The 26,518-nt window shown below is 43.8% G+C and carries 28 protein-coding genes and 1 pseudogene; 8 read left to right on the forward strand and 21 right to left on the reverse strand.

Features of this window, described 5'->3' with window-relative positions; translation table 11 throughout:
• The first annotated feature begins 161 nt into the window (after positions 1-161).
• On the forward strand, positions 162-887 hold the full coding sequence (locus NSQ99_RS17075; protein WP_340838025.1) for a glycerophosphodiester phosphodiesterase: 726 nt from the start codon (positions 162-164) through the stop codon (positions 885-887).
• Positions 888-891: 4 nt separating this feature from the next.
• Positions 892-2,160: an MFS transporter gene (locus NSQ99_RS17080; RefSeq protein WP_340838027.1), complete on the forward strand. Its 1,269-nt coding sequence runs from the start codon at positions 892-894 to the stop codon at positions 2,158-2,160.
• A gap of 561 nt (positions 2,161-2,721) precedes the next feature.
• On the opposite strand, the gene NSQ99_RS17085 is transcribed toward NSQ99_RS17080, so the two are convergent.
• Positions 2,722-3,567 (reverse strand): YitT family protein, encoded by an 846-nt coding sequence (locus NSQ99_RS17085; RefSeq protein WP_251668931.1) that lies wholly within the window; start codon positions 3,565-3,567, stop codon positions 2,722-2,724.
• Between the two features lie 240 nt (positions 3,568-3,807).
• Here NSQ99_RS17085 and NSQ99_RS17090 point away from each other — a divergent pair, with 240 nt between their 5' ends.
• The 3 genes from NSQ99_RS17090 to NSQ99_RS17100 are packed head-to-tail and all read left to right on the forward strand — an operon-like array spanning position 3,808 to position 6,510.
• Positions 3,808-4,491 carry a GntR family transcriptional regulator gene (locus tag NSQ99_RS17090; RefSeq protein WP_340838029.1) on the forward strand — a complete coding sequence of 228 codons (684 nt, stop codon included), beginning with the start codon at positions 3,808-3,810 and terminating at the stop codon, positions 4,489-4,491.
• A gap of 46 nt (positions 4,492-4,537) precedes the next feature.
• The gene (gene uxuA, locus NSQ99_RS17095) at positions 4,538-5,614 is read left to right on the forward strand and encodes a mannonate dehydratase (protein ID WP_251668935.1); all 1,077 of its coding nucleotides are present in this window, start codon (positions 4,538-4,540) and stop codon (positions 5,612-5,614) included.
• 38 nt (positions 5,615-5,652) lie between these two features.
• Complete coding sequence (locus NSQ99_RS17100) at positions 5,653-6,510, forward strand: SDR family oxidoreductase (protein ID WP_251668937.1); 858 nt, start codon at positions 5,653-5,655, stop codon at positions 6,508-6,510.
• Between the two features lie 209 nt (positions 6,511-6,719).
• Here the strand turns inward: NSQ99_RS17100 and NSQ99_RS17105 are convergent, their stop codons facing one another.
• The 17 genes from NSQ99_RS17105 to NSQ99_RS17185 form a co-directional block, all read right to left on the reverse strand.
• A complete protein-coding gene (locus tag NSQ99_RS17105; RefSeq protein ID WP_340838031.1) occupies positions 6,720-7,037 on the reverse strand; it encodes a HesB/YadR/YfhF family protein in 318 nt (105 codons plus the stop codon).
• A 30-nt stretch (positions 7,038-7,067) separates the two neighbouring features.
• Entirely contained in the window at positions 7,068-8,048 is a 981-nt protein-coding gene (locus NSQ99_RS17110; protein ID WP_340838032.1) for a phosphotransferase family protein, read from the reverse strand.
• A 51-nt stretch (positions 8,049-8,099) separates the two neighbouring features.
• Entirely contained in the window at positions 8,100-9,758 is a 1,659-nt protein-coding gene (locus NSQ99_RS17115; RefSeq protein ID WP_340838034.1) for a PH domain-containing protein, read from the reverse strand.
• The gene (locus NSQ99_RS17120) at positions 9,751-10,230 is read right to left on the reverse strand and encodes a PH domain-containing protein (protein ID WP_340838036.1); all 480 of its coding nucleotides are present in this window, start codon (positions 10,228-10,230) and stop codon (positions 9,751-9,753) included. The genes NSQ99_RS17115 and NSQ99_RS17120 overlap by 8 nt, the downstream gene beginning before the upstream one ends.
• 23 nt (positions 10,231-10,253) lie before the next feature.
• The gene (locus NSQ99_RS17125; RefSeq protein WP_251668947.1) at positions 10,254-10,739 is read right to left on the reverse strand and encodes a hypothetical protein; all 486 of its coding nucleotides are present in this window, start codon (positions 10,737-10,739) and stop codon (positions 10,254-10,256) included.
• A gap of 13 nt (positions 10,740-10,752) precedes the next feature.
• A complete protein-coding gene (locus tag NSQ99_RS17130) occupies positions 10,753-11,178 on the reverse strand; it encodes a hypothetical protein (protein WP_340838038.1) in 426 nt (141 codons plus the stop codon).
• Positions 11,175-11,321 carry a hypothetical protein gene (locus NSQ99_RS17135; RefSeq protein ID WP_251668951.1) on the reverse strand — a complete coding sequence of 49 codons (147 nt, stop codon included), beginning with the start codon at positions 11,319-11,321 and terminating at the stop codon, positions 11,175-11,177. Before NSQ99_RS17135 ends, NSQ99_RS17130 begins: the two co-directional genes overlap by 4 nt.
• A 131-nt stretch (positions 11,322-11,452) precedes the next feature.
• Entirely contained in the window at positions 11,453-11,602 is a 150-nt protein-coding gene (locus NSQ99_RS17140; RefSeq protein WP_251668953.1) for a hypothetical protein, read from the reverse strand.
• A gap of 27 nt (positions 11,603-11,629) precedes the next feature.
• Positions 11,630-12,514 carry a hypothetical protein gene (locus tag NSQ99_RS17145; protein WP_340838040.1) on the reverse strand — a complete coding sequence of 295 codons (885 nt, stop codon included), beginning with the start codon at positions 12,512-12,514 and terminating at the stop codon, positions 11,630-11,632.
• Between the two features lie 14 nt (positions 12,515-12,528).
• The gene (locus NSQ99_RS17150) at positions 12,529-13,476 is read right to left on the reverse strand and encodes a type II secretion system F family protein (protein WP_340838042.1); all 948 of its coding nucleotides are present in this window, start codon (positions 13,474-13,476) and stop codon (positions 12,529-12,531) included.
• Positions 13,466-14,827 carry an ATPase, T2SS/T4P/T4SS family gene (locus tag NSQ99_RS17155; protein WP_340838043.1) on the reverse strand — a complete coding sequence of 454 codons (1,362 nt, stop codon included), beginning with the start codon at positions 14,825-14,827 and terminating at the stop codon, positions 13,466-13,468. Before NSQ99_RS17155 ends, NSQ99_RS17150 begins: the two co-directional genes overlap by 11 nt.
• A 15-nt stretch (positions 14,828-14,842) precedes the next feature.
• Complete coding sequence (locus tag NSQ99_RS17160; RefSeq protein WP_340838045.1) at positions 14,843-15,694, reverse strand: hypothetical protein; 852 nt, start codon at positions 15,692-15,694, stop codon at positions 14,843-14,845.
• The gene (locus NSQ99_RS17165) at positions 15,678-16,415 is read right to left on the reverse strand and encodes a flagellar biosynthesis protein FlgA (RefSeq protein ID WP_340838046.1); all 738 of its coding nucleotides are present in this window, start codon (positions 16,413-16,415) and stop codon (positions 15,678-15,680) included. Before NSQ99_RS17165 ends, NSQ99_RS17160 begins: the two co-directional genes overlap by 17 nt.
• A 181-nt stretch (positions 16,416-16,596) precedes the next feature.
• The gene (locus NSQ99_RS17170; RefSeq protein WP_251668965.1) at positions 16,597-16,947 is read right to left on the reverse strand and encodes a type II toxin-antitoxin system PemK/MazF family toxin; all 351 of its coding nucleotides are present in this window, start codon (positions 16,945-16,947) and stop codon (positions 16,597-16,599) included.
• 3 nt (positions 16,948-16,950) lie between these two features.
• On the reverse strand, positions 16,951-17,232 hold the full coding sequence (locus NSQ99_RS17175) for a CopG family ribbon-helix-helix protein (protein WP_340838048.1): 282 nt from the start codon (positions 17,230-17,232) through the stop codon (positions 16,951-16,953).
• A gap of 342 nt (positions 17,233-17,574) precedes the next feature.
• The gene (gene alr / locus NSQ99_RS17180) at positions 17,575-18,747 is read right to left on the reverse strand and encodes an alanine racemase (RefSeq protein ID WP_340838050.1); all 1,173 of its coding nucleotides are present in this window, start codon (positions 18,745-18,747) and stop codon (positions 17,575-17,577) included.
• A 175-nt stretch (positions 18,748-18,922) separates the two neighbouring features.
• Positions 18,923-20,152, reverse strand: coding sequence for a DUF4367 domain-containing protein (locus NSQ99_RS17185; RefSeq protein ID WP_340838052.1), 1,230 nt, complete (start codon positions 20,150-20,152; stop codon positions 18,923-18,925).
• Positions 20,153-20,412: 260 nt separating this feature from the next.
• On the opposite strand from NSQ99_RS17185, the gene NSQ99_RS17190 reads away from it, so the two are divergent.
• Positions 20,413-21,978 carry a histidine kinase N-terminal 7TM domain-containing diguanylate cyclase gene (locus NSQ99_RS17190; protein WP_340838053.1) on the forward strand — a complete coding sequence of 522 codons (1,566 nt, stop codon included), beginning with the start codon at positions 20,413-20,415 and terminating at the stop codon, positions 21,976-21,978.
• Between the two features lie 99 nt (positions 21,979-22,077).
• Here the strand turns inward: NSQ99_RS17190 and NSQ99_RS17195 are convergent, their stop codons facing one another.
• From NSQ99_RS17195 to NSQ99_RS23265, 3 genes and pseudogenes are all read right to left on the reverse strand, one after another.
• Positions 22,078-22,881, reverse strand: a complete 804-nt coding sequence (locus tag NSQ99_RS17195) for a DUF2935 domain-containing protein (protein WP_340838055.1) — start codon at positions 22,879-22,881, stop codon at positions 22,078-22,080.
• Between the two features lie 213 nt (positions 22,882-23,094).
• Entirely contained in the window at positions 23,095-24,387 is a 1,293-nt protein-coding gene (ltrA, locus tag NSQ99_RS17200) for a group II intron reverse transcriptase/maturase (RefSeq protein ID WP_340835877.1), read from the reverse strand.
• A gap of 1,356 nt (positions 24,388-25,743) precedes the next feature.
• A pseudogene (locus NSQ99_RS23265) lies at positions 25,744-25,890 on the reverse strand (beta-xylosidase family glycoside hydrolase); the annotation flags it as partial.
• Between the two features lie 161 nt (positions 25,891-26,051).
• Here NSQ99_RS23265 and NSQ99_RS17210 point away from each other — a divergent pair.
• Together NSQ99_RS17210 and NSQ99_RS17215 are read left to right on the forward strand one after the other, a co-directional pair.
• Positions 26,052-26,216: a hypothetical protein gene (locus NSQ99_RS17210; RefSeq protein WP_340838059.1), complete on the forward strand. Its 165-nt coding sequence runs from the start codon at positions 26,052-26,054 to the stop codon at positions 26,214-26,216.
• A gap of 17 nt (positions 26,217-26,233) precedes the next feature.
• Positions 26,234-26,518, forward strand: coding sequence for a helix-turn-helix transcriptional regulator (locus NSQ99_RS17215; protein WP_340838061.1), 285 nt, complete (start codon positions 26,234-26,236; stop codon positions 26,516-26,518).

A 26,518-nucleotide genomic window follows, 5' to 3' on the forward strand; every position in this document is an offset into this window, starting at 1 on the left:
GCAGGTTTTTACTAGATAAGAAGAATAGGCGGTTTACGAGCTATGTAATCTATAAAATTGTAAACCCTTTCATTTTACGAAAATATAACTAGGAACATGGAAATTTGTATGATACGATCGAAGGTATAGGAACCATATTTTTCAAACAAGGAGATAGAATTATGACGGTGAACTACGCACATCGCGGGGCTAGCGGATATTGCCCAGAAAATACTATGGCCGCTTTTACATATGCTGTGGAGCTAGGAGCTACTGGCATTGAAACAGATGTACAAATGACTGCAGACGGTGAACTCGTACTTATTCATGATGAAAGCCTTCTACGTACGACAGGTGTGAATAAACTAGTAAAGGATGTAACGCTAAGTGAGCTTAAAGCGTTAGATTCGGGCTCTTGGTACAGTGATCGGTTCACTGGAGAGAAAGTCCCTACGCTGGATGAGCTTCTGGAGCTTGCTAAGCTGCAAGGGCTAATCCTTAATATTGAGATCAAAAGTGGCATCGTTCAGTATCCTGGTATTGAGCGCAAAATATTGAATTCGATTGAAAAGCATGGTCTTAAACAGCAATGCATCATATCTAGCTTCAACCATTATGCACTTGCTGCGTGCCAAGCTATTGATCCTCAGGTAGCAACTGGAATTCTGTATATGGAAGGCTTATATCAACCTTGGAATTATGCAAAAACGTTAGGTGCTACAGCTTTGCATGCTCCTAAATATGCTGTGAATAGTGAATGGGTATCAGAGGCAAAGCGTAACGGAGTGATCTACAATGTGTGGACGGTAAATGAAGTACATGAGATGGAGGCTTGTCTTAAAGCAGGTGTGGAGGGCATCATAACAGATTATCCAGATCGGCTTCATCAATTATTAGCAAAGGAGTAACGGGATGAAAAAAACTTGGCTGCTTGGGTTTGGTTTTTTTAGCATTAGCTTAGTGTGGGCACTGTACAATGCGTTCGTTCCTCTCTTTCTAAGAAAGTTCGTTGATAGTGCAGCAATTATTGGTTTTTTAATGACGCTGGACAATTATTTCGGACTTTTTCTCCAGCCGTACATCGGTCGAAAAAGCGATAAAACGGATACTAAACTAGGTAAGCGCATGCCTTATTTACTTGTTGGCATGCCGCTTGCCGCTATATTCGGTGCACTTATCCCACTACATACCAGCTACGCTCTACTCATTACCTTTATGGTGCTGATGAACTTATCGATGAGCTTATATCGCTCGCCAACTGTAGCGCTAATGCCCGACCTCACCCCTGCACATAAGCGGACACAAGCCAATGGCATCATCAATCTAATGGGAGGGCTAGGCTCTATCCTTGCCTTTACAGTAGGCTCTAAGCTGTACGACCAGCACATTGCACTTCCCTTCTTCTCTTCATCTGTGTTGACGCTGCTCAGCTTGTGCATTCTACTAATTTTCATTCGAGAAAGACGTGACGCGCTCGAATATGTGCCTACGAGCAGCCAAATAGATACAGTAGCAGATCAAGCAGCAGATCGGCCACGTGTCTGGGGACGCGCCCATACCCTACTGGCACAGGCTAAGCGTGAGCTGAAGCCATATGCGTTGGAATGGACATTACCAACAGTTTTACTGCTCGCTGCTATATATTTTTGGTTTTTCTCCTATCAGGGCATCGAGGCATTATTCACGATATATGCAACCGATGAGCTGAAGCTTAGCGATTCTCAAGCCTCCATGTCTCTAGCTTACTTTAGTGTCGCCTTTGTCGTAACGGCGATACCAGCAGGCTATCTCGGCGCTAAATTTGGTAAGAAGCAGGTTATTACCTTAGGGATTATCGGTTTGATCATCTTATTCGCGATGATCTCCTTCGTGCAAGATATGACAACGCTTCGCAGCTTATTACTAGTTGGCGGAGTGTTCTGGGCATTCATTAATATTAATTCCTACCCTTATGTTATTTCGTTAGGCAAGGAAAGCAGCATTGGTACCAGAACTGGCATCTACTATATTGCATCTTCACTTGCCGCATTATCGTCGCCACCGCTCATGGGCTTGTTTATGGACATTCTAGGCTACTCTTCTCTGTTCTATGTCGCTTCGTTCGGCATGGTGCTTGCCCTTCTGTGCATCATCTCGATTCGAGAGCAGCGTCCGTCTGAGCCTGTAACGTTGGCACAATGATTGCTGTTGGTACGCTCCGTAGATGGTGAGGCTTCAATTGCTGTTGTTCCCAGATTTCAGCGCTCCGTAGATGGTGAGGTTACAATTGCTGTTGCCCTCTGATTTCAGCGCTCCGTAGAATGTTGAGGCTTCAATTGCTGTTGTTCCCAGATTTCTACGAAGTATCTATCATGTAGAAATCCGGGAACAAAGGCAACCGCTTCGCTTTTACGCTCTCAACATTTACTCCGCTGGAGCGGTTTGTAGGCGTCGCTTCGTCGGGTAACCTCAACTGCTACTCCGCTGGAGCTGTTTGGGGGCGTCGCTTCGTTGGATAGCATCACCATCACTCCGCTGGAGCGGTTTGGGGGCGTCACTGCGTTGGATAGCATCACCATCACTCCGCTGAGGCGGTTTGGGGGCGTCGCTGCGTTGGGCTACCTCTCCACTTACTCCGCTGGTGCGGCTGCGTGTTTGGTCGCCGCGTTGCTTGCGGCTTTGAAAAAATCTCAAGCTCTTGGGTGAGGTTCACCCAGAACTTGAGATTTTTGTTTTTGCTAAGTTGCTACAGTGAAGCTATATTTAATGTGCACTTTGTCGGCTGAAGCTTCCGCCTACAACATCGGCCACCGATTCGACTGCAATAAAGGCTTGCGCGTCCTTTAGCTGCACAATTGATTTCAGCTTGGATAGCTCAATCCGAGATACCACGCAATAGATGACCTTAACCTCTTGGCCTGAGAAGCCGCCAGTTGCGTGCATCAACGTCGTTGTTCTCCCTAGTCTTTCTACAATTTCTTGTGAGATCTCTTCGTATTTTTGTGAGATGATCGTTACAGACTTCGATTCGTTTAGGCCTTCCACAACGATATCAATCACTTTACTTGCCAAGTAATACGTAACGATCGAGTACATAGCGGAGCTCCATTCAAAAACAAAGCCAGCAATGATAAATATAATCACGTTAAATACCATAATGATGTTGCCTACAGATGCTTTCAACTTTTTAGAGATTAATATAGAGACGGTTTCTACACCATCGAGGCAGCCACCGTAACGGATAACTAAGCCCACTCCCATACCTAGCAGCATGCCGCCAAATAGTACAGCAAGCAGCTTATCATCAGGGAACGGTCCAGAATGGTGCAGCATAGCTGTTGTTAGCGACATCACCGCAATAGCATATAGCGTTGAAAAGGCAAAGCCTTTACCTAAATGCTTATAGCCGATAATAAGAAAAGGGACATTTAATACAAATAGCAGCACGCTCAGAGGCACAGGCGTCAGATGGGATAGCATAATCGAGATCCCGGCAATTCCGCCGTCAATAATTTCATAGGGTACTAGAAATTTCTCTAGAGCAATCCCCATTAGAATAGCTCCAATTGTAATAAAGAAATAGCGTTTAATTATCTCTCCAACAGACATAGTGGTACTCCCCTTCGGTGAAAAGTTGGTCTTATCCATGCATATGCCACTTCTGTTTTGGAATTGTTATCAAACTTCACTAAGAAAAGTATAGACAAAAATACATAGCTAAAAACCTTTTAATGTAAACGAGCACTATTAATTTTACTCCTCATATCTATAAATTGCAAAAAAAAGTATAAATATATTCTCAAACTCTAACTTGTATGGTAGTATGTAAATATTAAATTATTTAGTGAGGTGGAGCTTATTCTATTATCAAATGTAAGCGCTCGCTCAATTCGAGATCAGGTGTATGATTCATTAAAGCAGCAAATTATTTCGTTGGAGATTTTACCTGGCACTGCACTATCTGAAAATGAAATGGCCGTGCAGTTCAAGGTTAGTCGAACCCCGATCAGAGAAAGCTTTGTGCGCCTGGCACAGGAAGGGCTAGTCCAAGTGCTGCCACAGCGCGGTACGCTCGTATCGCTTATCGACAGCTCGCTAGTTGAAGAAGCAAGATTTATGAGAAGTCAGCTTGAATGTGCCATCGTTGAGCTGGCGTGTCAATCGTTTCCCGAAGCTTCACTTAAACAGCTTGAGCAAAATGTTCTACTGCAGAAGGAATGCCTTTCTCGTGAGGACGTTGATCAGATCTTTACCCTCGACCAGCAATATCACGCATTGCTATTCACAGGCACAAGCAAAATTCATACGTGGAATACAATGAGCCTATTGACTGCTCATCTTGACCGCAGTCGAAAATTACGACTCCTTGATAACCACGATTGGAAGCTAATTGTCGAGCAGCACGAGCAGCTTATTGCAGCCATTAAAGCACAGGATAGCGAAAAAGCTGTTGCGATTATGAAGCAGCATCTCAATCGCGGAATTGACGATTTAGCGATGCTAAATGAAAAGTATCCTCATTATTTTGCATAGATCTATTAATTTTACAAACCCATATCATATTAGGAGGAACAATCAAATGCGTATGACATTTCGCTGGTTTGGAGAAGGCAATGACCCGATTCCACTCTCGCATATTAAACAAATTCCAGGGACTGAAGGCATTGTATGGGCGCTACACGATATAGCTGCTGGTGAAGAATGGCCGCTTGAGCGTATTCAAGAGGTTAAGCGCCAAGCAGATGAAGCCGGCTTCCATATCGATGTAGTAGAAAGCGTTAATGTTCATGAGGATATTAAGCTAGGTCTGCCATCACGCGACCGTTACATTGAGAACTACAAAAAGACCATTGCTTCTTTGGCAACTGTTGGAGTAAAGGTAATATGCTATAACTTTATGCCTGTCTTTGACTGGCTACGAACGAATTTGTACGGGCCATTAGAGGATGGCTCTACCGCTATGTTTTATGAGAAGGCTAAGGTTGCAAGCCTAACACCGCATGAGGTTGTTGCTTTCTTCCAAAGCAATTCAGAATTTCAGCTGCCTGGGTGGGAGCCGGAGCGTCTTGCTCAGCTTTCCGTGACGCTTGAGGCATATCAGTCTGTTGACGAAGAAAAGCTATGGGATAATCTAGCATATTTCCTAGAACAGATCGTACCTGTTGCAGCGGAGCACGGAATTCGTATGGCTATTCATCCAGATGATCCTCCGTACCCATTGTTTGGATTGCCGCGAATTATTAACAGTCAGGAGAGCCTACGTCGTCTTATTAAGCTGGTTGATCATCCATCCAACGGCATTACACTGTGCAGCGGTTCACTTGGGGCTAGACCAGACAATGACATCATCGCAATGATCCATGAATTTGCTGATCGCATCCCTTTTGCACACATTCGTAATGTTCGCTTAGAAGAGAACGGAGATTTTATTGAAACATCCCATCGAACAGAGGATGGAACGGTAAATATCGCAGGTATTATGAAAGCGTATTATGATGTTGGCTTTACCGGATATGCACGCCCAGATCATGGACGTCATGTATGGGATGAGGTATGTCGTCCAGGCTATGGGTTGTATGACCGTGGTATGGGCATTATGCATCTGCTAGGACTGTGGGATGCTTACCGCTATGCCGATAAAGGAAAGCTATCTTAGGTTTACTATACTATACACGATTTAGAGGAGGCAATACGATGTCAAATACACAAGCAATTCATCCAGCACTAGCTGGCAAAGTCGCGGTCATTACAGGTGGTTCAGGTGTCCTATGCAGCGCTATGGCAGCTGAGCTAGCACGTCAAGGCGTAAAGGTAGCGATATTAGGAAGAACAGCAGCAAAGGTGGACGCTGTTGTTGAAAGCATTCAAGCAAGTGGCGGAACGGCGATTGGCATCTCATGTGACGTGACAGATACTGCCAGTGTTGAAGCTGCAGCAGAAGCAGTCAAGGAACAGCTTGGGCTGTGTAGCATCCTCATCAATGGTGCAGGCGGCAATCAGGCAAGTGCCAACACTACCAACGAAACATTTAGCATGGAGGATTGGAAAAACCCTGAGGTGCAGTCCTTCTTCGATCTTCAGCCTGAAGGTATTCGCCAAGTAATGGATCTGAATTTTGTAGGTACGTTAATTCCTTCTCAAGTATTCGCTAAGCAAATGCTTGAAGCAGAAAGTCCTGTTATTATAAACTTGTCCTCGATGAGTGCACCTTCTCCTATGACGAAGGTACCTGGCTACAGTGCTGCGAAGGCGGCAATTGATAACTTCACACAATGGCTAGCGGTTCATATGGCGAACGCTGGTATTCGCGTCAATGCCATCGCACCAGGGTTCTTCCTGACGGAGCAGAACCACCGTCTATTAGTTAACGAGGACGGATCACTCACGGAACGCTCCAATAAAATTATTACACATACACCGATGCGTCGATTCGGTAAGCCTGAGGATCTACTTGGTACACTGCTGTGGCTGTGTGACGATCAAGCTTCCGGCTTTGTCACAGGAATTACAGTTCCCGTGGATGGCGGCTTCATGTCCTACGCTGGCGTGTAAGTATAGTAATATTACAAAAATAGCTAAGTATAGTTCATATCGTCGTATACGGTATATTTATTTGATATATTACAGTATATATTAATTGGCAATACGGTAATCAACAAAATGAAAAAAAGCCTGTTTCCTAGTTACAGTCGCCAAGGGGTATGCACCCCAGGTAACATGTCCAGTAGGAAACAGGCTTTCTTCTTACGGTTAACATCCACTTATTTAACTTCCATAATGATTTCTTCCTTCTCGGAATCAAAGGATATATGAAGGTCTTTTTGTTCCAAGTACCACATATTATCTTGTTCAATAAAAAAGTGTATGCCCTCAACTTGGTCCTCTACACCGATGTCGCGAGGCTCATCCTGCATGACACCAAGTGAAAGGCCAGGATGTACACTGCCGCAACCGCCAAGCCGTACATAAATACGAACATGATCGCCTTGCTTAAGCTCCATCTCTGATTTGTACCAGCTTGCTGCTGGCTTATCAACTATTAACGCCATCGTTCTGCACACCCCTTTGTATACATTCATGTTGCTTGTGTTCAACGTTGATTAGAAACCTCAATTCTTGCTGTAACGATTGGTGTGCATTAATTGTACCAAATCCTCGACATACTGTTCAATCCTTTGCTCAATTCCTTCTGCCGTCAGCCCTTGAAAGCCCAGCATTAGCCAGCCTTCGTACACTACGACAGGTCCAAAGTACGTCATATCGAGCAAGCTGCATATGTCCCAATAAGGATCATAGCTAAACTCTGGATGATCTTCAATATAAGCTTCAAGAAAAGCGTTGGCTGCCTGCAAGCCATAGAGCTGGACAAGATTGCTCCGGCAATGTCCAACATCGACTCCAGCTGGCCCCATACAGCCATTTACCCAATCAACGATGCCGAGCACCTGCTGCTGGCTTTCATCCCAGAGAACATTGGTTGGGTGGTAATCTCTATGAATCAAGCAAGGGACGTAGCTTGGTTCCCGTTGTGATACATGGTCGATTATCGCTGCCCAACGGTCCGGATGCTTTGACCACTCGAATGCGGGATGGCGTTCTAAATGACTTGCAGCATATCGATAATAGTTCCACGGAACAACAGCACGATGGGCAGAAGCCCGATGCACTGGACTAATGGCGCGTGCAAGCTCCTGCAGCCAATGCTGTGATGGTTCAGGAGGCAAGCTAACCTTCCCATTGACATAGGTCATTAACAGCGCAGGTACACCTGCATATTCCCCAGTTGCATCATATGCTATACAACGAGGAATACAGCGTGGAAAGTTCTTGAGCAATGCAGCATCTTTTAATGAGGCAAGCTGCTTAAGAACAATAGCTTCCTTCCCAAGAATGCCGTTATCCTCATTCAAGCTATCGGTTGGTAGCACGGCACGAAGCACGAAGCTTTTCGCACTGTCCCAGGCCTGATTACGTATATCTATACGAAAAATAGAGGAGGATATCCCCCCTATAAGCTTTTCAACATGGATCAGCTCAACATTTTCCTTCCACGTTGATTGAATCCATTGCTCAAGCTCACGACTGATCATACTGCTCCATCCTCTCCATGCATCGCTTAATCTACCAAATCGGCTAAGGAACTACTGCTTCTTCCCGCTCCTTGAATACCATTGCCAGATCGGAAGGAGATGTTCATCAGCAATACTTTTCACACGATAAGGAAATACACTGCCTAATACCTGAACGTTAATGGTACGGAGCTGCCGCTTACGCTGCATCGGTGATGTTTTCATTCCCAGCGTTACAATATGCTTACGGCGAACGAAATACGTAACACGGTTGATGCTTCGCTTACGCAGCACCAGCTCACCATCTTCAAGCCACACACCAGCAGAACGCATGCATAGCCATGACCAAGCAAGTACTACAGGTATAAGCAGCAGAAACCACAGAGCATTCCACTTCCACAGCCAAGCGGCAGCACCGCATATAGCTAGGACAAGCAATGTCGGAAGCATGGCATACATCCGATATGATGTAGTAGGCGGCGCATGAAGCTGTGTTCGCAGATTAAGCGGTCGATCAGGCATCAGCTCATTCATAATCGAAGGGATATCTTTCTTTCGAACAAACGGGTGGATGACAAGCTGCTCCATCGCATTAGACGTAATGACCTGAACGCGAAGCTCTGCAAAACCAAGCCATTGACGAAGCGGATTTTCATCCATGATGACAGCCTGAACCTTATTCATATCGAAGATGAAGCTCTTTTTCTCAAGTAATCCATAGGATACGGACAGCTGCTCTTGACTTCTACTAATCTGATAGTCTCCAAATTTGATCAGATAAAGTATGATCGAAAGCAGCCATACGAATCCAAGGACGACAGCTGTAATAGCCGCAATAACGAATATCGTTACGGCTGAAAACTGCTGAGAGACATCCCCAACGACATTATCGTACAAGCTAGGGAATACATCTAGCATTTGATCATAGAGATCCGGAAATACGAGCTCTAGCACATCATCCGCGAAGGAATAGATCCCGAGTAGAAAAATAATGGCGACATTCATATTCATCGAGGTTAAGGAAGCTTTAAGCAGCTGACCTGCGCTTATTTTGAAGCGATAGTCAGGCTCCTCGATGATCAGTTCACCCACATGTGATGACTGCTCAGTGAGCGCACCCTCTTCTATGTCAACCTCTGTCCGCTGCACCGGCTCAGTAGATTGCCCGGAAGCTAGATGCTGCTCACTAGGATCAGACGTCGTAGCCACGCCTTCTAGTTGCGGCATTGCTGCAAGTGAGGACGCTTCGTTAACAGCTTCATTTTTCTTAGCAAGACTAGTCGTACGCAAATGCTTAAGCTGCTGCTGAAGCGTTAACGCATAGCTATGCTTAAGCACTCTCAGCTCAGCTTCAGGAACACCTGGTGTGCCACCTGGCGTTTCGATCTGCAGCTTAGCTAGACCAAATATCCGAAGCAAAAGCGGCTGTTGCACATTTACAGAGTGAATACGATTATAATAGATCGTTTTCTCCTCACGCTTTAATACTCCTCTGTGTATGATTAGACGATCCTGCTCCAATGAGAACAGGAACTTTTTCCAAGGCAAATAAGATAGAACGAAGTTAAGCACAGCCAGGGCAATGACTGCTGCGATTCCCCAGATGCTTTTCAAAAATTCTAGCTTTTCGATATTAATGATTACAATGACGATAAGTGCAATGAACGCACGGATGTTTTTAATAAAATTAATCAAAATATCGAGCTTCGATAAATGTCTTGGATTAGTCATGCTGCTCATCCACCTTAGCAAGCTCACCAATGCGCTGCTTCAATGCTTCAGCATCCTCTTTATGCAAGCCTTTAATTTCATGCTTCGTCGCAGCAGTAACGACACTCAAGCTTGCCAGCTCGTATTTCCTCATAATCGGTCCGCTGCCAACCTCTACATGCTGCACTCGAACCATCGGAACAAGCTTATTGGAATGAAATAAAATACCTGAGTAAATCTCTAGTTCTTCCTCAAATACATCGAACTTAAAGCTGCGATATTCATAGATCGGCACGATCCAAGTAAAAACGATAAATGATAGCAGCACTACTCCGTAAGCGATCCAAACGGGAATAAGCGTCCAATCCTTCCAAAGCGCGAAACCGAGCCAACCTGATACAAGCAGCAGTGTGACCACATGACTGATTATGCTGGACACCTTTGAAGCTTTAATGTAGTCAGGATGTAGTTTCTGACTAAGTTCTCGTTGCATTAAACCAATCCTCCTGCAGAAAATTATAGCGGCACAAGCTGTGCGCTGCCAATTATATTCCATTCTACAGGATTATTGATTGAAAATATACGGGGATATGAAATCTTAATAACAACGATTACAGCAGGACGTTCAAAGGTTGTCTGGAAGTCGTAGCTATCAAGCTTATAGTGATAGGGGTACGAAAGAGAAGCATCAAGCACGTCAAAGTGAACGATCTGAACAGGCTTACGAATAAAGGATTGCGCAGTTGGATTACCTGCCTCATCAAGCAAAAGATTAAGATAAATCATTCGCTCAGCCTCTGCTCTTGCTTGAATGGGGTCAAGCTGAAATATCCCTTCTGCAAGAGCAAGTGAATCCAGTTGGAGCGCCGCTGCATGCGCCCCTCGATTAACCGCCTGCTTGCCCTTATAGTAGCTTTTCATCGCGAGCTCCTGATCAATTGCGCCAGCATATAACGACAACCATACAATGAGCATGAGTGGAATAATTAACAGCTTGTACATTCAGCATCTCTCCCTATGGTTGAACATACTCGCTCATTTGTACACCATAAGCGGTTATTCGCTGTTTATCAGGAGCTTGAACACCAATAAGCTCATCAATGGCGAATAACCCTTCCACAGGGTAGCTTATTGTCAGAGCTATCCCTTCACCACGTGGCACCCGCTCACTCGATGTAAGCACGGATTGGCCTAGCGTGCTCTTTGCTTCATAAACAAGCTGTGATGGCTCTAATCCGAAGCTCTTAAGCCGCTCACGAGATTGATCAATTAGCATCTGACTAATGTAGCCGTACTGCCCACTTGTGCCAACCTCTAGCAAATAGTCAACCTCCTGCTGGAGCAGCGCTTGTCGCATTATATAGACATGCTTATACACAGGTGCAAACATCATCCAGCACAGCGTTGTTGCTAGCAATATGAAGATTAAAAGCTGCTTCATGCGTCAATATCCTTTACATACTCAATGACCTTCTGATGGGCACGCTGCTGTTCCTTCTTCATTCCTTGCTCACCGCTAATTGTCGTTATATATACGAGAAGCAGACAAATAACTAGTAGGCCCGTTATAAGCAGCTGCTGCATATATTCACCACCTTGCTCTCATTCTGAATCCCTCATCTGTTAAATATAACTATTCAGATGTGGATAGTGGATATTGTGGATAAATTTGTGAATAAAGATAACGTTTACAATGTTCATTCAACAATGCAACATTACGGATTAATGGTGCCAATGCGGAGGTTGGCCGCATCACCTTGTGTTTGGATTTGCGCTTTTGTTCCGTTTCCCTCCTTGGCAACAATATTGTTGAAAAGTAGAACAACGACGACAAGCAGCATAACGGTCATTAGAATATTTTTCATCTCATCACCTCCTCTCAAATGAGCTAGCTAGTTCATTAGCGACATCAGCTTATTCACTTCCTGCACCCATGGATATAAAAACACTTGGAACGTGTATAGAATCGGAATCCCGGCAATGACAAAAAGAACGTAGGAGCCTGTCTCCTTCCGGCTTTCCTTAGCGAGCTCCAGCCTTTCCTTATAGTCACGAAGATGGGCTCGCAGCAGCTCATAAAAGCTGGCATTATGCTGCTGCCGAAGTGCATCGATGCACTCTACGAAGCTAATTCCCTCCGCTGTACCGATCCTTAGCTTAAGGCTATTCAGCGCTAATGCAGGATCGTGATACCATTCAGCAAGCAACGTCTCCATGTCTCTGCGCAGCAGCCTGCAATACGGTAAGCAGCGCCTGAGCTTATTGTGGATATGCAGTGACGAGTCTTCAAAATACAGCAGCTGATGACTAATCGCATAGATCTCTCGGGTAATTGCTACTGCTCTTAGCTCGCGGTATAGCTTTAGCCAATACCGATCCCATAGAAGCATACACAATGCTGCAATGATACAGGCAGCCACACTAACGACCGCCATAGAAGCATGCCATATACGATAATAAATGCCTGCTGTCAGCGCTAGCAGCATCAAGGTGCATCCGCCAAGCAATAAACGACGACATGTATAATACGTTAAAACAGACAGCTCGAAGCCGCAGCCAGCCAGCAGTATCGCACGCTCGCTATACTGCAGCTGCTCTCGATCGATTCGCAGAAGTCGCAGCAGCTTGGCAGATGGCTCGTGCTTTTGCCATCCCCATATTCGTTTGTACACGACGCTTGTTTTTGCTGCTGGAAGGAGTGAAAGCAGCATAAGCAGCGCTATGAAGCTCAAGCAATACTGACCAAGTATAACCGCGTAATCGATATATTGGTGCACGCCTGCTCCCTCCTTTAATCGTTCAATTTCTTGCGTGACAGATATAATCCCATTAGAAAGGATAAAAATATCATCACAAACATATGCAGCAGCATCTCTCGACCGTTCGGATCATGAACATAATATTGAATCGATTGCTCACGATTGTAGTACACATTAATACCAACAAATAACGCTAAAAACAATAGCGGTGTAAAGTTGGCAATGCGAATCTCCAGCAATCGATGACGCTCCTGCTCGTTGGCACGACGAGCTGCTCTCATATCACTGATAAGCTCCTTAAGACTGCCACTTATGCTCACGCCTTCACTCATCGCAACCTTCAGCATTTGCACAAAATAATCCGCCCATAGATGTCCCAGCGCATGAGCGAACAGCTCTAAGCTCTCATCATCATCCTCCAGCACCGATAAGTTACGGTACAGCTGCTCGAATATGCGCTTCATTGCTCCCGTCATCACCTTCTCCTCAATTAAGCGGGCAAGTGCCACCTTGATTTGCCGTTCACCTGTAATGAGATAGCATTGATAAAACGATTCAAGTGCAGGTAGGAAGTCGATCTGAGCCTCAAGCCTTCGATGGACAAGTATGAATCTCAGCACCAAATATGGAAGCGCAGCAATCATCGCACCGAACAGCAGCGCCCCTTTCCAGGTACCGAGCAGCCAGCTGCCTAGCAGCATGCCGCCAATAAAAAGCCCAAGCAAAGTACTGAACAACTGATTGCCCTTTAGCGGGATTTGAAGGGAATGCAATAGCTGCTCGAGATGTTTCATAACTGAAAGCATAAGCTTAGTCGAGCTGCTTGGTCGCTGGACCGAAGGGGTATGCTTGTTACCACCCTTCAAGCGTGCACGAAGCGTTTTACGCTGCACAAGCCATTGCAAGGTCCATTCAATAGCAACAAACAACAGTAGAAAGATGATGCCAAGCAATGCAACAATCATTCCGCTAATTAGCAAAGCAATCAGCCTCCTGAAGCTGTGGAAAATGACGGTTCAGCTCCGACCAATGTATTACCCAGTCATCCTTCTGCTCGTCATAGCTCGCCCAATCCTTTACCGTTACCTTCTCATCGCTCCAGCTCAAATGTGCAATACGTGCGATCACTCGTCTTCCGTTTATGTACTTAAGCTGAATCCCAACCTCTGTTACATACTGTGCAATCCGTTTCACCAATCGATGAGGATCCATCGCTCTTCCATCCAGCATACACATATCAACGATCGCTTCAGGCACATCCTCAAGCTCGTTCGCGTGCACGGTCGTCATGCTCCCGCGATGTCCCCGCGTACAGGCACGCACATAGATATTGGCATCATCATCACGAATTTCTGCATGAATAATGCGCTGTGGCGATTGACGCAGTGCAAGCTTGAATGCTTGCCTAGAGCTATGTAAATAATCATCCTCATTGATCTCGTATTCAATAATGTTCCGATCGGGGTAATCACGGCTAATCATCATCTCGTAGCGACCTTCAATCGTAACTAGCCGTTCGGATGATGGCAGCTCAGCAATTAGTGCTTTTAACAAATTCGTCTTTCCTGTATTCGTCTGTCCAATGAGAACAAGATTGTACCTTGACGCTAATATCGCTTGGAGAAGCTTTAGAATAAATGGAGACATCATGCGGTAAGGAGCGTTTGCTAGCTGCTGCAGTGGAATATTGCGAAGGGTATAGAAGCGTATCGTGAGGGTGGGCAAGGAAGTATATCCATTTCCGGTGATGGTGACGCGTGATCCATCCCGTAGCATGACCTCTGCCCATCTTTTCTTCATATTGATTTGATCATTATTGAATAGTACGAGGTTTTGCTGGATTCGTTCGACTTCCTTGACATGCTCGAAGCGATAATTGGATAGTGTTACTTCGCCGCGAATGACCGTAAATATTTGCGTGCCGACGACTTGAATTTCCTCAAGTCCTTCCGTTTCGGCAATGATTGCTTCAAGGACATGCAGTCCAACAATTTCAGCAAAGATCGCTTCAGCTAGTGTTGCATAGGGATGTGTATAATTCGCTATATCCTGAACATGCAGCTGCAGCAATCGATCTGATATAAGATGTAATATATAACGGCGTGCATCTGGATAGCCCAATACAGCGCGATTGAGCTGTTCACTATATTGCCTTCGCTCCTCCTCGTTGTAGCCACGTGGCGTTGCCAGAAATCCCCGCAGCTCATGACATAGCTTCTGGAATTGTTCTATGCCAGCACGTTCATCCTCTAGCTCCTGCTCCTGCTGCTTGCGTCGACGTGACATATAATCAAGAGCTGAGAAGCGTTTAACATTATGTTGTTCATCCATTACGATTCATCACCTTCATTTCGTCTTCGTTAAGCCAGCTGTAAATGCGTGCAGCCAGCGCAGCTTATAGCCTTTCATTTTCGATTTTTCTATGTGCTTAAGCTCTGGTAGGAATACTTTGCAATAATGAGTTAGCCACTTACTTCCTTCACCAGTCTGCAGCCATTGCTTCAGTTCCCCTCTGTCAAGAGCTTCATACAGCGTCGGCGGGATCGTTACCTCAGGCAGTGCTTCACCAGGCAGCTGCTCGCGACAATCACGACTTTGATATAAACCACCACCACGATGCTTAATGACAGAATGGTATAGCTTTTTACTGCTTAGCTGAATATGCTTACCCATCATGCCTGCCCAGGCAATATAATCATCCTGAAAATGGGATAGCGCTCCGGTTGTTGTGAGAATAACTGCTTCCGTCTCAAGCAAAGCACTGATTGTTCCAGCATTGTCCCAGTATGCATTCACATCTAGAATGACGTAATCATAGGCTTTTCTAGCCATATCAATTAAGTGCGTCAATTCCTCGACGCCGTAATACTCCGCTGTTTCTCGATAACGGTTTCCGAATAGAATATATAGCTCCGAATGACTGTGATAACGATGCATCGCAAGGTGAAGCTGCTCCTGAGATAGATCTTCATTCCGCAATGTAGGCAACAGCTCATCGAGGCTAGCATGCGGATCATCAATACCAACATAACGATGCAGCTTAGATGACTTTAGATTCAAGCATAGGTATGCGATTCGCTTCCCTGTCTGCTCCGCTATACGAACGCTAGCGGCTAGTGCTAACAGCGTTGTCCCGATGTTCGGAGTCGTACCGATAAAGGTTAACAGTCTGCTCTGCTGTTCAATAGGCGTCGCCATTCGTCATCTGTCCCTTCACCTGAGCTGGCAGTGAATGATATGCGATAACCAGCTTGCTTTGCCCACCGCTGCAGCGCCGATCAATTTCCAGCCATTGCGCTTCTGTAAGATTAACATTGATGTACTCAATCATGCCGTTTGCATCTCTGCGTGAGGCATACATCTGCTCTGCATTGCTTCGCACAATGGCATGCTTCTCTGCTTCATTCGGAACATCCACTTCATTATTAGAGCCTGTCTTCACTGAGGCCACAACGATTCCTTCCGTGAATAGCCTCTCTGCTTCGCCTTCATCTGAGGAAAGATAAAACCATACCTCGTCACCGGCCCGAATACCGTTAGAGATAGATTTAATATAATCCTTCGGAATTTGAAATGTTGCCTGCTGCGCATTCGGATGAAGTGAAAATTTATTCAGCTTCCACTTAAGGATCGGCTCTCCTGTGCCGAGTGGGATTACCGCCTCCTGCCCCACCACTTCGTCCAGCTCATACAACATATCATCAGTTGCCATTGAGCTCGGAATAGATTGCCATGCCAGCTGCTGTATCGTAATGGGCTGCCCCGCATCAATCCAGCTGCTAGGTGCAAGAATATTAACCCTTTCTTCCTGCTGAACACGTTCGAGCTGAACATAATACAATCCGTATACCGCAAGGGCGGCAAGCAAGGCTGCACATACAGATAGCAGCATTCTCCGTTTACTTATCATTGCACTCACCTCAATCCCGTTCTTTCTTCAGTCTGCAGCTTTAGTGCTCAAGCTGCTTGCAACTGCTCTCCCAGCATAGAAACAAAAAAAGAACGCAGTGCCCTCGTCACTTGGACGAAAACGCTGCGTTCTTCACACGTTCATATGCGGTTAGACATATTATAACAAACTTACCATCTATTGTCTATTGCTAAAAATCAATTAAACCAACACTAATTAATAAAGCATCGTCAACCTTGCGCATCGTTTCATCATCCAGATGCGTAATTTTGTCGGTCAGACGCTGCTTATCGATCGTGCGTATTTGCTCTAACAGAACGACAGAATCTCGATCAAAGCCATGTCTTTCTGCATCCATTTCAACATGCGTAGGTAGCTTTGCCTTTTGAATCTGTGCGGTAATTGCTGCGACGATAACTGTTGGACTGAATCGATTACCAATATCATTTTGAATGACGAGAACAGGCCTAACTCCACCTTGCTCAGAGCCGACTACCGGTGATAAATCCGCAAAAAATACATCTCCGCGTTTTACGATCAATCCCTACACCCCGCTAACAAGACGACCTAGAGTATGGTCTGCTTCTTCCTCCGCTTGAAAAGCTTCTGAGGCAATTTTAAGATTAATTCTTGCCATTTCCATATAGCCTCTCTGCATTTTTTCTCGAATTTGACGTTTTTTACGTTCGAGAAGATACAGTTTCATTGCTTGGCGAATGAACTCACTGCGATTTGAATTTTCAGTTGCGACAATTCCATCTACTTCTTCTAACAGTTGATCTGGCAAGCTGATCATGATTCGCTTCGTATTATGAATATTGGCCACAGAATTCGCACCTCCAAAACTTTTCCAACACTATACTACACATTATGACATTTTTATATCTATTCTATACTTCAATATATATGAAGCATATATATCAAGTATGCTATACCCATTACATATTGGTTTCTAGATATAGCGTTTTAATCCTTTTTTGTTAAAACAAAAAACGATATGTAATTCCTGCCAACATACATATATTTGGGCCTAGCTTTCCACATTACTTCTATATTACACTACATCTTGTTGATTAGCCACATCTAATTAAAGAGAATATATTCCAGTATATCCCTTTATGCTGCCTATGTATGGCGAATGCAGAGTGTAGCTGCATTCACCTGTTATTTATGCACCATTGCTCAACGCAATCAATTGATCCTTCTCTATATATCGACGAGGTACACGGCTGGCAAGCATACAAGTTAGCTCATAGTTGATTGTACCTAATTGGTCAGCAAGCTCGTTCGTCGTAATCACTTCGCTGCCTTGCTGTCCGATAAGAACAACCTCCTCATCAAGAAGGTCAGACAGCTCGTATTGCTTAAGCTTATTTAAGGAAACCATGCATTGATCCATACAGATCGCGCCAACTACTGGAACACGCTCGCCTCTAATCAACACCTCTGCTTTACCCGTCAGCATGCGACTGAAGCCGTCCGCATAGCCGATTGGCAATGTGCCGATCCACTCATCTGCTTCCGCATAATAACGCGCACCGTAGCTAATTCCCCACACTGACGGTACTTGCTTCACATGCACAAGCTTTGTCTTCAAACTTAGCACTGGCTTTAGCTTAATCTTCTTGCTAACCTCCTCAGACGGATATAATCCATACATCGCAATTCCAAGTCGGATCATATCTCCTGACCACTCCGGCGTATCCATGCTCCCTGCACTATTCGCAGCATGAATAATCGGTATATCCCAGCCTTGCGTTCTCACGTGCTGCTCTACTGCATGAAAACGATCATATTGCAGCTTCGTGTACGTTTTGTCTGCTTCGTCTGCCTTCGAATAATGTGTAAAAATTCCTTCCACATCGAGCGTTTCGACCTGAAGGGAACGTTCGATAAAATCTATCGCAGCATCGATGCCTAGCACACCAAGACGGCCCATACCGGTATCAAGCTTAATATGCACCTTCAGTGGTGCATGATCATTAATGCTTAATGCACGCGCAGCCTGCAGCTGATCCTCGCGATACAGCGCGATTGTAACGTTATGCTGCTGCGCCAGCTTCAAATGCTCTGGAGCAACAAAGCCGAGCACGAGAATAGGCAGCTGAATACCTTCCTCACGTAATCTAAGCGCCTCATCAAGAAAGGCAACGCCTAAGTAATCCAAACCATAGCGCTCCACAGCACGAGCGATTTCTACTACGCCATGCCCGTACGCATTGGCTTTAACCGAAGCCATAATTCGCGTTCCAGGCTTTAAGCCCTTGCGCACTTCTTCTATATTATAATAAAGGGCATCCAATGAAATATCTGCCCATGTTGGTCGATAAAACGTACTCAAAATTGATCCACCTACTTCCTAATTGCTGCGCCAATAGTTGTAATGTTACCCCCTCCTCATATCGCGTGTCAATGCCGATCCGAGGTGAATTCAATACGTATAATTAGCAAAAGGCGATTGCTCCAGCGAATCGTCATTCGCCAGTGCAATCGCCTGCCATGTATAGGAAGCTTACTTACTTGGAAATCTCAGCTTGAACGGATTGAGCAATCTTAACTAGCTCTGATTCAGGAAGATCCGCACTGCTTAGACGGTACATATTTCCATTGTAAGTCCAGCTTAACGTTTGAATATTATCTCCAGCTGTCAATTCACCATAGGTAAAGCCAAGATCTTTAAAGTCACCAGGTACTAGCGACGTCGCCATATCTTTAGCTGCCGTTTGGATAAGGGTGTAGTTGTACGTGCCCTCGTAGCGAATCATTAAGCCTGGGCTGCCTGCATATTCAATATCTGTCATGTCCTTCTCATTTACACCAAGTGGCATATACGTTGGCTCTAGTGCAACGAAGCCTGCTTGCTGCCCTGGTATTGCAGATGTTGGTTCCTCACTTGCTGCATCGGTTCCTGGCTCTGCAGCACCATCTTCCTCATCACTAGACGCGCCCTCTTCTGCAGGTGCTTGAGCATTATGCTCGTCATCTGCTTGCTGCTCATCGCTCTCCTCATCTGGATTCATGAGATCGCCTGTGCCTACACCGTCATCGCCCGGCGCAACACTTTCTTGCTCGGAAGCATTCGGATCGACCTGCTGCTCAGGTGCTATCGCAGCACCAGCGCTCATATTCGCATCTGTGGAGAAATAATTTTCTGCAAAGCTTGGATTGAATTGGAATGTGTCAAACTTCACATCAACCAGTACCATTGCGTTCGTGTCGCTGACCTCAACCTGAAGTGGATGATAATCATCCTGACTTAGCCAAATTTTTTGGCGAGCAAGTGAAGTGTTGTTGTATTGTGCCATGACATCAAAGACGTAAGCATCCTCGGTTGTCGTGAATTCGCGAGAGCCATCAAGAAGTATGCTTTGGACTAATGTTTGGTACAAGTACACTTGACCTTGCTTCTGAGGCCATTCGCTTTGGAAACGGAACATTTTCTTTTGCTTCGGTGTTAGAACAAACACCCCTTCGTCGTTGCGCAGCACGATTTGCGTAATATCCTTCTCAACATTCGTTAGCTGGATGCGATAAGATTCCGGCTTCTGATAAGCTACCTCAACTTGATATACCTGAGGCTGCTGCCCATTATGCAGCGTCATCGTGCCTGTTCCCGTATAGCCTTCCATACTATTCAAAAATTTGTCCAAATCCTTCACCACGGATTCGGCGTCCTTCGTACCGCAAGCAGATAACACTAGTGCAAAGCTTAGTATAATTGCCGCGATCCATGTCATGCGACGCATGAAATCATCCCCTCTACAACTTGGTTTTTACTGGCTGATACATACTATGAGGGGACTTGACCATTTATGCGGACAAAGTTGACGAGCTAGCCAGATTTTTTTGTTACATTACATGTGAATAATAGTTTGTTACTGTCTACAGGGAAGGTGCTCATCATAGTAGGCTTCTGCAAACGCCTTGCGAACCTATAATACATTAACAATTTTTCTCAATCGTGATAACATAATGTAGATATATCCTATGAAAGAGGGTAAAACCATTGGAATCGAAGCTAGAGGCATTTGTAACATTAGTGTGTACTTCGGTTGTATTGAATTTGTCTATTCTAGTCTACACTTATTGGAAAAGACATCATTATACAAGCATCTCAAAATTGTTCATGTGGAATATATTATTTACAGTGATTTATTGTTTTGGTTATGCCTTTAGCTTAACATCCACTTCTATAGAACAACTTAGATTTTGGAATATTGTACAGTATGTAGGACTTCCATTTTTCCCTCCGTTAGGCTTATTGTTTGTCATGCAATATTTAGGTTATAGCGCAACAAGAAAAAGAATCATTGCTATACTTAGCATTCCTCTTCTTACCTTTCTAATCAATATAACAAACGAATATCACCATCTTTTCTATAAACTTTACGTTATCCATCCGGTGCTTGGAGCTCCATTTAGTGAGATTCAATATGGGGCTTGGTTTGCAGCACATAATATTTACATTTTTAGCTGTATGCTTGCTGCGTTATTATTGCTTCTGTTTCGCTGGAAGGAAACTGATAATGTATATAAACCTCAAATATTTGCTCTCATCTGTGGTCAATTGCTTCCAATAGTAACTGCATTTTTATTATTCATAGGTGTGACACCCGATGGTATCGATCCTGTACCGATGGTCATTTGGGTTTCTTCTGTATTGTACCTCTGGTCTATTACTTCTTCTCGAATGCTATCCATTATGCCTATTGCTAAGGAAACGATCTTTAATCATATGAATGATGGTGTTATCGTACTTAATGGCAGCTATCAATTAATTGAATATAATCAAGCATGTAAAAATATGTTTAGTATATTGGATCGGTCCATGCTTGGGACCCCTTTTGATCTAGTTTGGTATAAGCTAACGAATCAATCATTTCCTGTTCAGCTAGTTACGATAACAGATAAATTGAATACTACGATACATCATGCTGGTTACTTGTATCAACTACGTATCTCTATACTTCAGCAATCAAATAATAACTCCGGCATATTAATTATTTTTACAGATATAACAGAGCTACATACCTTACAACAAAAGTTAGAGAGACTAGCCTATTATGATGAGCTTACGCAAATATACAATCGTCATGCCTTTTTCCAGCAAAGTGAGCAAAGCCTAATAAAAGCAAAAGATAATAGGTCAGCTTTTACGATTATTCTATTTGATATTGATTTTTTCAAAAAAGTGAACGACACGTATGGCCATCATACCGGAGATCAAATGCTACTACATGTGGCTCAAATATGTAAGGCAGAGCTGGGAGAACATATGTTATTTGCGAGATATGGAGGTGAAGAATTTGTTCTCGCTTTAACTGGTTATACACTAGTGGAAGGGGAAAACTTCGCTAATCACCTTAGATTATGCATTGAACAGAAGCCTCTAGTTGAAAATGACCGATTTGTATCCGTTACCTCCAGTTTTGGAGTATCGGTAACGACAGGAGCTATGGAGGAAACAATCTATCAACTTCTTCAAAAAGCTGATGAAGCACTTTATGCTGCCAAAAGAGCTGGCCGAAATCAAGTGCAGGTTTTTAAGGAAGAGCATGAATTCGTGGGATAAAATGGAATTATTCATAAAGCAGGGGAACCTGTATCAGTGAAAGCTGATATGAGTTCCCCCTATCTTTCAACCGTATAACCTCTACATTTGCTGCGGTATCTAATCCTCTACCCGCGGTTTATCCGCTTCGCAATCAGGCTGAGAAACTAATCCTAGCTGAGCTAATTTCGTTAGATAATAACATTCCTCCCGCATCATATGATCAGGCATTAAAGGACTAATTCTGTCTAAAACTTCAGCTGAGAATTGCATCTCTTCTAATTCATTTAGAAATCCCACAAATAACTTCATCTCAATATCAACTTCATGATGAAGCTTGCGGAACGCTGGAAAATCCTTAAGATTCGTTCTCATGTATCCTGCCATTTCGATACTCTTCATATAAAGCTGCTCAAAATGCTTTTGGAATTCTTTGCTTTGCTTGATTAACCGTTTCTCTACACTATCTAGATCACTTGCAATAGTAGCCGCGTGGCCCACTGCATCAGGAAGCCACAAAAAATCGTGATGCAACGCATCGAAGGTAGGTACAGGCCTTCCTTGCACGAGTTCATTTAAAATACGCAAATATTCCTCTAGCTCATTGAGCATATGATTAATAAAGGTTGGTGTTAAGCCGATCTTCACTTTTCCAAGCAAGGCTCGGCTTAATAAATCAAGCTTAAATGCTCTAAACTGCTCTGTCAGCTTGTGCGCTTGTGTGGCTAGTGAATGTAGTTCTGACTCCAACTGAATAGTTCTGGCAGCGCCTAGCAGCTGATCAAATGCTTCGATATAAGAAGCTGCTACTCGTATGTCTTCTTGCTCCACCGGTGATAGTGTATTAAAAATGAATCGTGCATGGTCACCTAAAATCTGTAACCAAAACCGATGCTCAAATAATGCAGACTGTGAAGTATTCAATGCTTATCCCTCCAAGTAATTGCAAGATGAGTGAAATTCATCCTCTTCTTGTTGTTTTTTCACTATATGCAGCTGCGGCTTGACTAGGCGATAGCATAGAGAAAATATTCTAGAGTAAAAGGCTGAATTTTATTTCAGTCTCTCCTCATCAAACCGTACGTGAAGTTTTCCCTCATACGGCTTTCCGATGTTCTTCTTTCATGCGCATGCAGATTACAATAGTGTTTTTAATCCAACTTGCTTGGCTATAAACTTTACTTCATGAAATGAGCTCATCCATCTTCTTCGCTGTCTCTTCTTGGCGTACCATCTTGTGAATCGTTGTAAAATATACCAATCTAGCTTAGCTAGTTTTAACTGACTGTAGGAAGTGTAATAATAATTACGCCATCCTTGAATCTTTGGGTTTAACCATTTCACATGGTCTGCGAAGGAGATGACACGCATACGTGGGGGCGCTAATCTTTCTTTGACCACTTCCCGTATCCGTTCTTCTGCTTTCGTTGTCAGCCATTGTTGAGTAGTATAGTATATTTTACCCGTTGACGTTTCTGCCTTCGTTTTTCGATGGTGCATACCGAGAAAATCAAAACCTTCTTCCCCTGTCCATAGACCGATGATTCGAGTTTTTGTAGGGTGCAGCGTTAGTTCTAATCGTTCCATAATGGCTCTAATCAACTTAAACGCATGGTCGGCATCTTTCTTGGTTTTGCACACGACGACAAAATCATCTGCGTACCTCGTAAGTTCACCTAATGCTTTACCATGTCGTTCCCATATCACATCGAAATAATTCAGATAGATATTCGCCAATAGCGGGCTAATGACTCCACCTTGAGGTGTGCCTAAATCTGAACGTCGGACTTGTCCTTCCTCCATTACACCAGCTTGCAACCATTTGCGAATGAGTTTCAGAACTCGTCTGTCATTGATTCGCATTTCCACCAACTTCATCAGTTTCTCTTGATTAATGTTGTCAAAGTAGCCTTGGATGTCGACGTCGATCACCCAGTTACCTTTACGGTTGCATGCCTTTCGTATACGATCTAGCGCTTGCTTAGCACTGCGCTTCGGTCGAAAACCATAAGAGGATTCTTGAAAGTCAGTTTCAAATATGGGCTCAATCATGAGTTTTGTTGCCATTTGTATGACTCGATCTCGCACGGTTGGAATACCTAGCGGACGTTGCTTCCCATCCTTCTTCGGAATGTATTGCCGTCTTACAGGCTCGGGATGGTAATTCCCTTGTTCTAGTTGCTTTTGACAGTCATGTAGAAACGCCTCGACGCCTATCTTTTCGATATTCGCCAATGTTTCACCATCGACTCCAGCTGCTCCTTTGTTTGCCCGTACTCGGTTCCAAGCTTCCCCCAATGTATTCCATGCATAGATTTTGTCATACAAAGCGTGGAATTTACGCTTTTTGTTCTCCTTGGCTGCATGACCTAGCTTTTCTTGGAGTTGTTGAACTTTTTCCTTTGGTGTTGTTAGCCTTTTGGCATTCACTCACTCGTACCTCCTTAAATAGCTTGAACAAAGCAGGGCTCCTTTCCTCCCACAGGTTATGTTGTCCTGAGATTCTTAGGTACTATGAGCCCCTCGGACTCCCTTCCTGCAGATGACTCATTTCGCTTTTTGGGCTTATAGAGTATCTCTTTACAGTTTTTTTTTTTTTTTTTTCTGTGCAGGGGAGGGTCTCCCCAGTTCACTGCATTATCTTTCATACCATGCAGCTCCCCATACGCCGGAGGATTCTTCACTGTTGTTCCAAGTTCTTGTGCAGCTTCCTTGGCCTTCGTCTAATTTAGCGAGACTCGGCTTCCCCTTTTCCCTTTTGCAAGGCCTTTTTAACGACGCGGCAGGATTCACTTTATGTTACAGCCTGGTATGTTGCTCGCCCTATCTCTGACAGGTACTTTCGTCGATACGCTTCTACGTACAGATTTCGCCATACGCAGGTACCCTAGCTACAAAGGTGGCTTGGCCCCTCCTTCGGTTGGACTTTCACCAACTAGATAATGCGTGCCTCTGGGCACGCCTCAATAAAAAAAGGACTCCCATGTACTAGGAGTCCTTCACAACTTGCTACGGTTATCTCTCCACTCCTTAAAAGGCTCATAAAGAAACATGACAGCAATGAGGGGAAACGTAATAATAACTTTGCTACTTACATCCATACCCTTACTTAACAAATAGAACAATAGAACCAATAAAATAGACTGTATAATTCTGTTTTTTAAATCCTTATGGTAAATAAACATCGCAATTATACTTACAACGATAAAGTACTCAAACCATATTGTAACTAAGAGAGAGCCGTGGTAAAGCAGCTGTTTTTTGTTCATTTCTTCACCTATTATAATGATAGCATTTCAATATCAAAACATTACATCATTTAATACGTCTAGCATAAAGCAACACTTTAATAATAAGACACACAAAAAATAATAAGGTTAAACCAACAATCAAACAAACTTTGACTTTCCAAGATATATCCAGAATATTAATAAGTATAAAGATTGCCACTAAAGCTGCAGGGATTAAATAATCCTTATCCTTCTTAATCCACGCATAAATACAAATACCAATTAACAGCAGCCAGAGGTAGTAATGTTCTATCAATCCGATTCACCCTTATTTTCCAATCGCAGTATAGCCTTCATAGAAGCCTAAATGTAATGCTTAGTGAATAAAAATTAAGCTTTTCTATTATAAACCTAATCTACTTCTATCCTTGCTTTTCTTCATAGCTTTCAATTTTTTTGTCATATGCGTAACTAAAAGCGCAAGCCTACGGATAAATGTAAGCTTGCGTCTTTTAAGGCTATTCATGTAAATAGTTAATCTCATGTAATGCTGATGCTACTGCTTCTCTCTAGCAGGCTCATACTCAAACCAATCGAAAGCTGCAGGTGTAACTGTCTCTGCAGCACTATAGGCATACATGGCGATGAATATCCCTGTAAATCCTCCTGCAACCTCTGTTGACAGCAGATGTGTCTCTCCGGATACTTCAAAATCTGCAATATTATGTATCGTCCAGAGATGTTGAAATATGCGGGCTCTGATCTTAAAAGCATGAATGGATATCAAGCATATTATTTATCGTTGAACCTCATTATCGCAATATTCAGCATTACGAAAGCAAGCTGAGTCTACCAATCCCAAATTTGGAATATGTCTCTTCAACGATAGACACGATGATTAGTGAGTATGAATCTAAGCCTCAAGCCTATCAAACGATGCTCGCTTCGATGTTTCTAGGTTTACTTGTCTATCTATCTAGACAATATGAACAACAAAAAGTCGGTACACAAAACCACATCATCATTTAGCCAAAGCTCTGTCCTATATGGAAGATCATTATCTCGAACCGATCACCCTTGAACATATCGCGCATCACTCAGATATTTCGATAAGACATCTGAATCGAATATTTCGTAAGTACTATCAAACGACACCTAACTTTTATTTGCTTCACCTCCGTTTAGAGCATGCTTGTATGCTATTGAAAAACACTCATCTCGCCATTACCGAGGTCTCATATAATAGCGGCTTTAATGATAGTAATTATTTCACCAGAGCTTTTCGTAAAAAATACGGCATGACTCCAAAAATTTATCGCAAAGCGAATTAA

Origin of the sequence: Paenibacillus sp. FSL W7-1287 (genome assembly GCF_038004245.1) — a bacterium.
Classification (GTDB): domain Bacteria; phylum Bacillota; class Bacilli; order Paenibacillales; family Paenibacillaceae; genus Pristimantibacillus; species Pristimantibacillus camelliae.

What these genes read in the sequence shown, in the direction of transcription:
- NSQ99_RS17075 (WP_340838025.1), top strand. Translation starts at nt 162, where the DNA reads ATGACGGTGAACTACGCACATCGCGGGGCTAGCGGATATTGCCCAGAA.
- NSQ99_RS17080 (WP_340838027.1), top strand. Translation starts at nt 892, where the DNA reads ATGAAAAAAACTTGGCTGCTTGGGTTTGGTTTTTTTAGCATTAGCTTA.
- NSQ99_RS17085 (WP_251668931.1), bottom strand. Translation starts at nt 3,567, where the DNA reads ATGTCTGTTGGAGAGATAATTAAACGCTATTTCTTTATTACAATTGGA.
- uxuA (WP_251668935.1), top strand. Translation starts at nt 4,538, where the DNA reads ATGCGTATGACATTTCGCTGGTTTGGAGAAGGCAATGACCCGATTCCA.
- NSQ99_RS17100 (WP_251668937.1), top strand. Translation starts at nt 5,653, where the DNA reads ATGTCAAATACACAAGCAATTCATCCAGCACTAGCTGGCAAAGTCGCG.
- NSQ99_RS17105 (WP_340838031.1), bottom strand. Translation starts at nt 7,037, where the DNA reads ATGAATGTATACAAAGGGGTGTGCAGAACGATGGCGTTAATAGTTGAT.
- NSQ99_RS17110 (WP_340838032.1), bottom strand. Translation starts at nt 8,048, where the DNA reads ATGATCAGTCGTGAGCTTGAGCAATGGATTCAATCAACGTGGAAGGAA.
- NSQ99_RS17115 (WP_340838034.1), bottom strand. Translation starts at nt 9,758, where the DNA reads ATGACTAATCCAAGACATTTATCGAAGCTCGATATTTTGATTAATTTT.
- NSQ99_RS17120 (WP_340838036.1), bottom strand. Translation starts at nt 10,230, where the DNA reads ATGCAACGAGAACTTAGTCAGAAACTACATCCTGACTACATTAAAGCT.
- NSQ99_RS17125 (WP_251668947.1), bottom strand. Translation starts at nt 10,739, where the DNA reads ATGTACAAGCTGTTAATTATTCCACTCATGCTCATTGTATGGTTGTCG.
- NSQ99_RS17130 (WP_340838038.1), bottom strand. Translation starts at nt 11,178, where the DNA reads ATGAAGCAGCTTTTAATCTTCATATTGCTAGCAACAACGCTGTGCTGG.
- NSQ99_RS17135 (WP_251668951.1), bottom strand. Translation starts at nt 11,321, where the DNA reads ATGCAGCAGCTGCTTATAACGGGCCTACTAGTTATTTGTCTGCTTCTC.
- NSQ99_RS17140 (WP_251668953.1), bottom strand. Translation starts at nt 11,602, where the DNA reads ATGAAAAATATTCTAATGACCGTTATGCTGCTTGTCGTCGTTGTTCTA.
- NSQ99_RS17155 (WP_340838043.1), bottom strand. Translation starts at nt 14,827, where the DNA reads ATGGATGAACAACATAATGTTAAACGCTTCTCAGCTCTTGATTATATG.
- NSQ99_RS17160 (WP_340838045.1), bottom strand. Translation starts at nt 15,694, where the DNA reads ATGGCGACGCCTATTGAACAGCAGAGCAGACTGTTAACCTTTATCGGT.
- NSQ99_RS17185 (WP_340838052.1), bottom strand. Translation starts at nt 20,152, where the DNA reads ATGCGTCGCATGACATGGATCGCGGCAATTATACTAAGCTTTGCACTA.
- NSQ99_RS17215 (WP_340838061.1), top strand. Translation starts at nt 26,234, where the DNA reads ATGGAAGATCATTATCTCGAACCGATCACCCTTGAACATATCGCGCAT.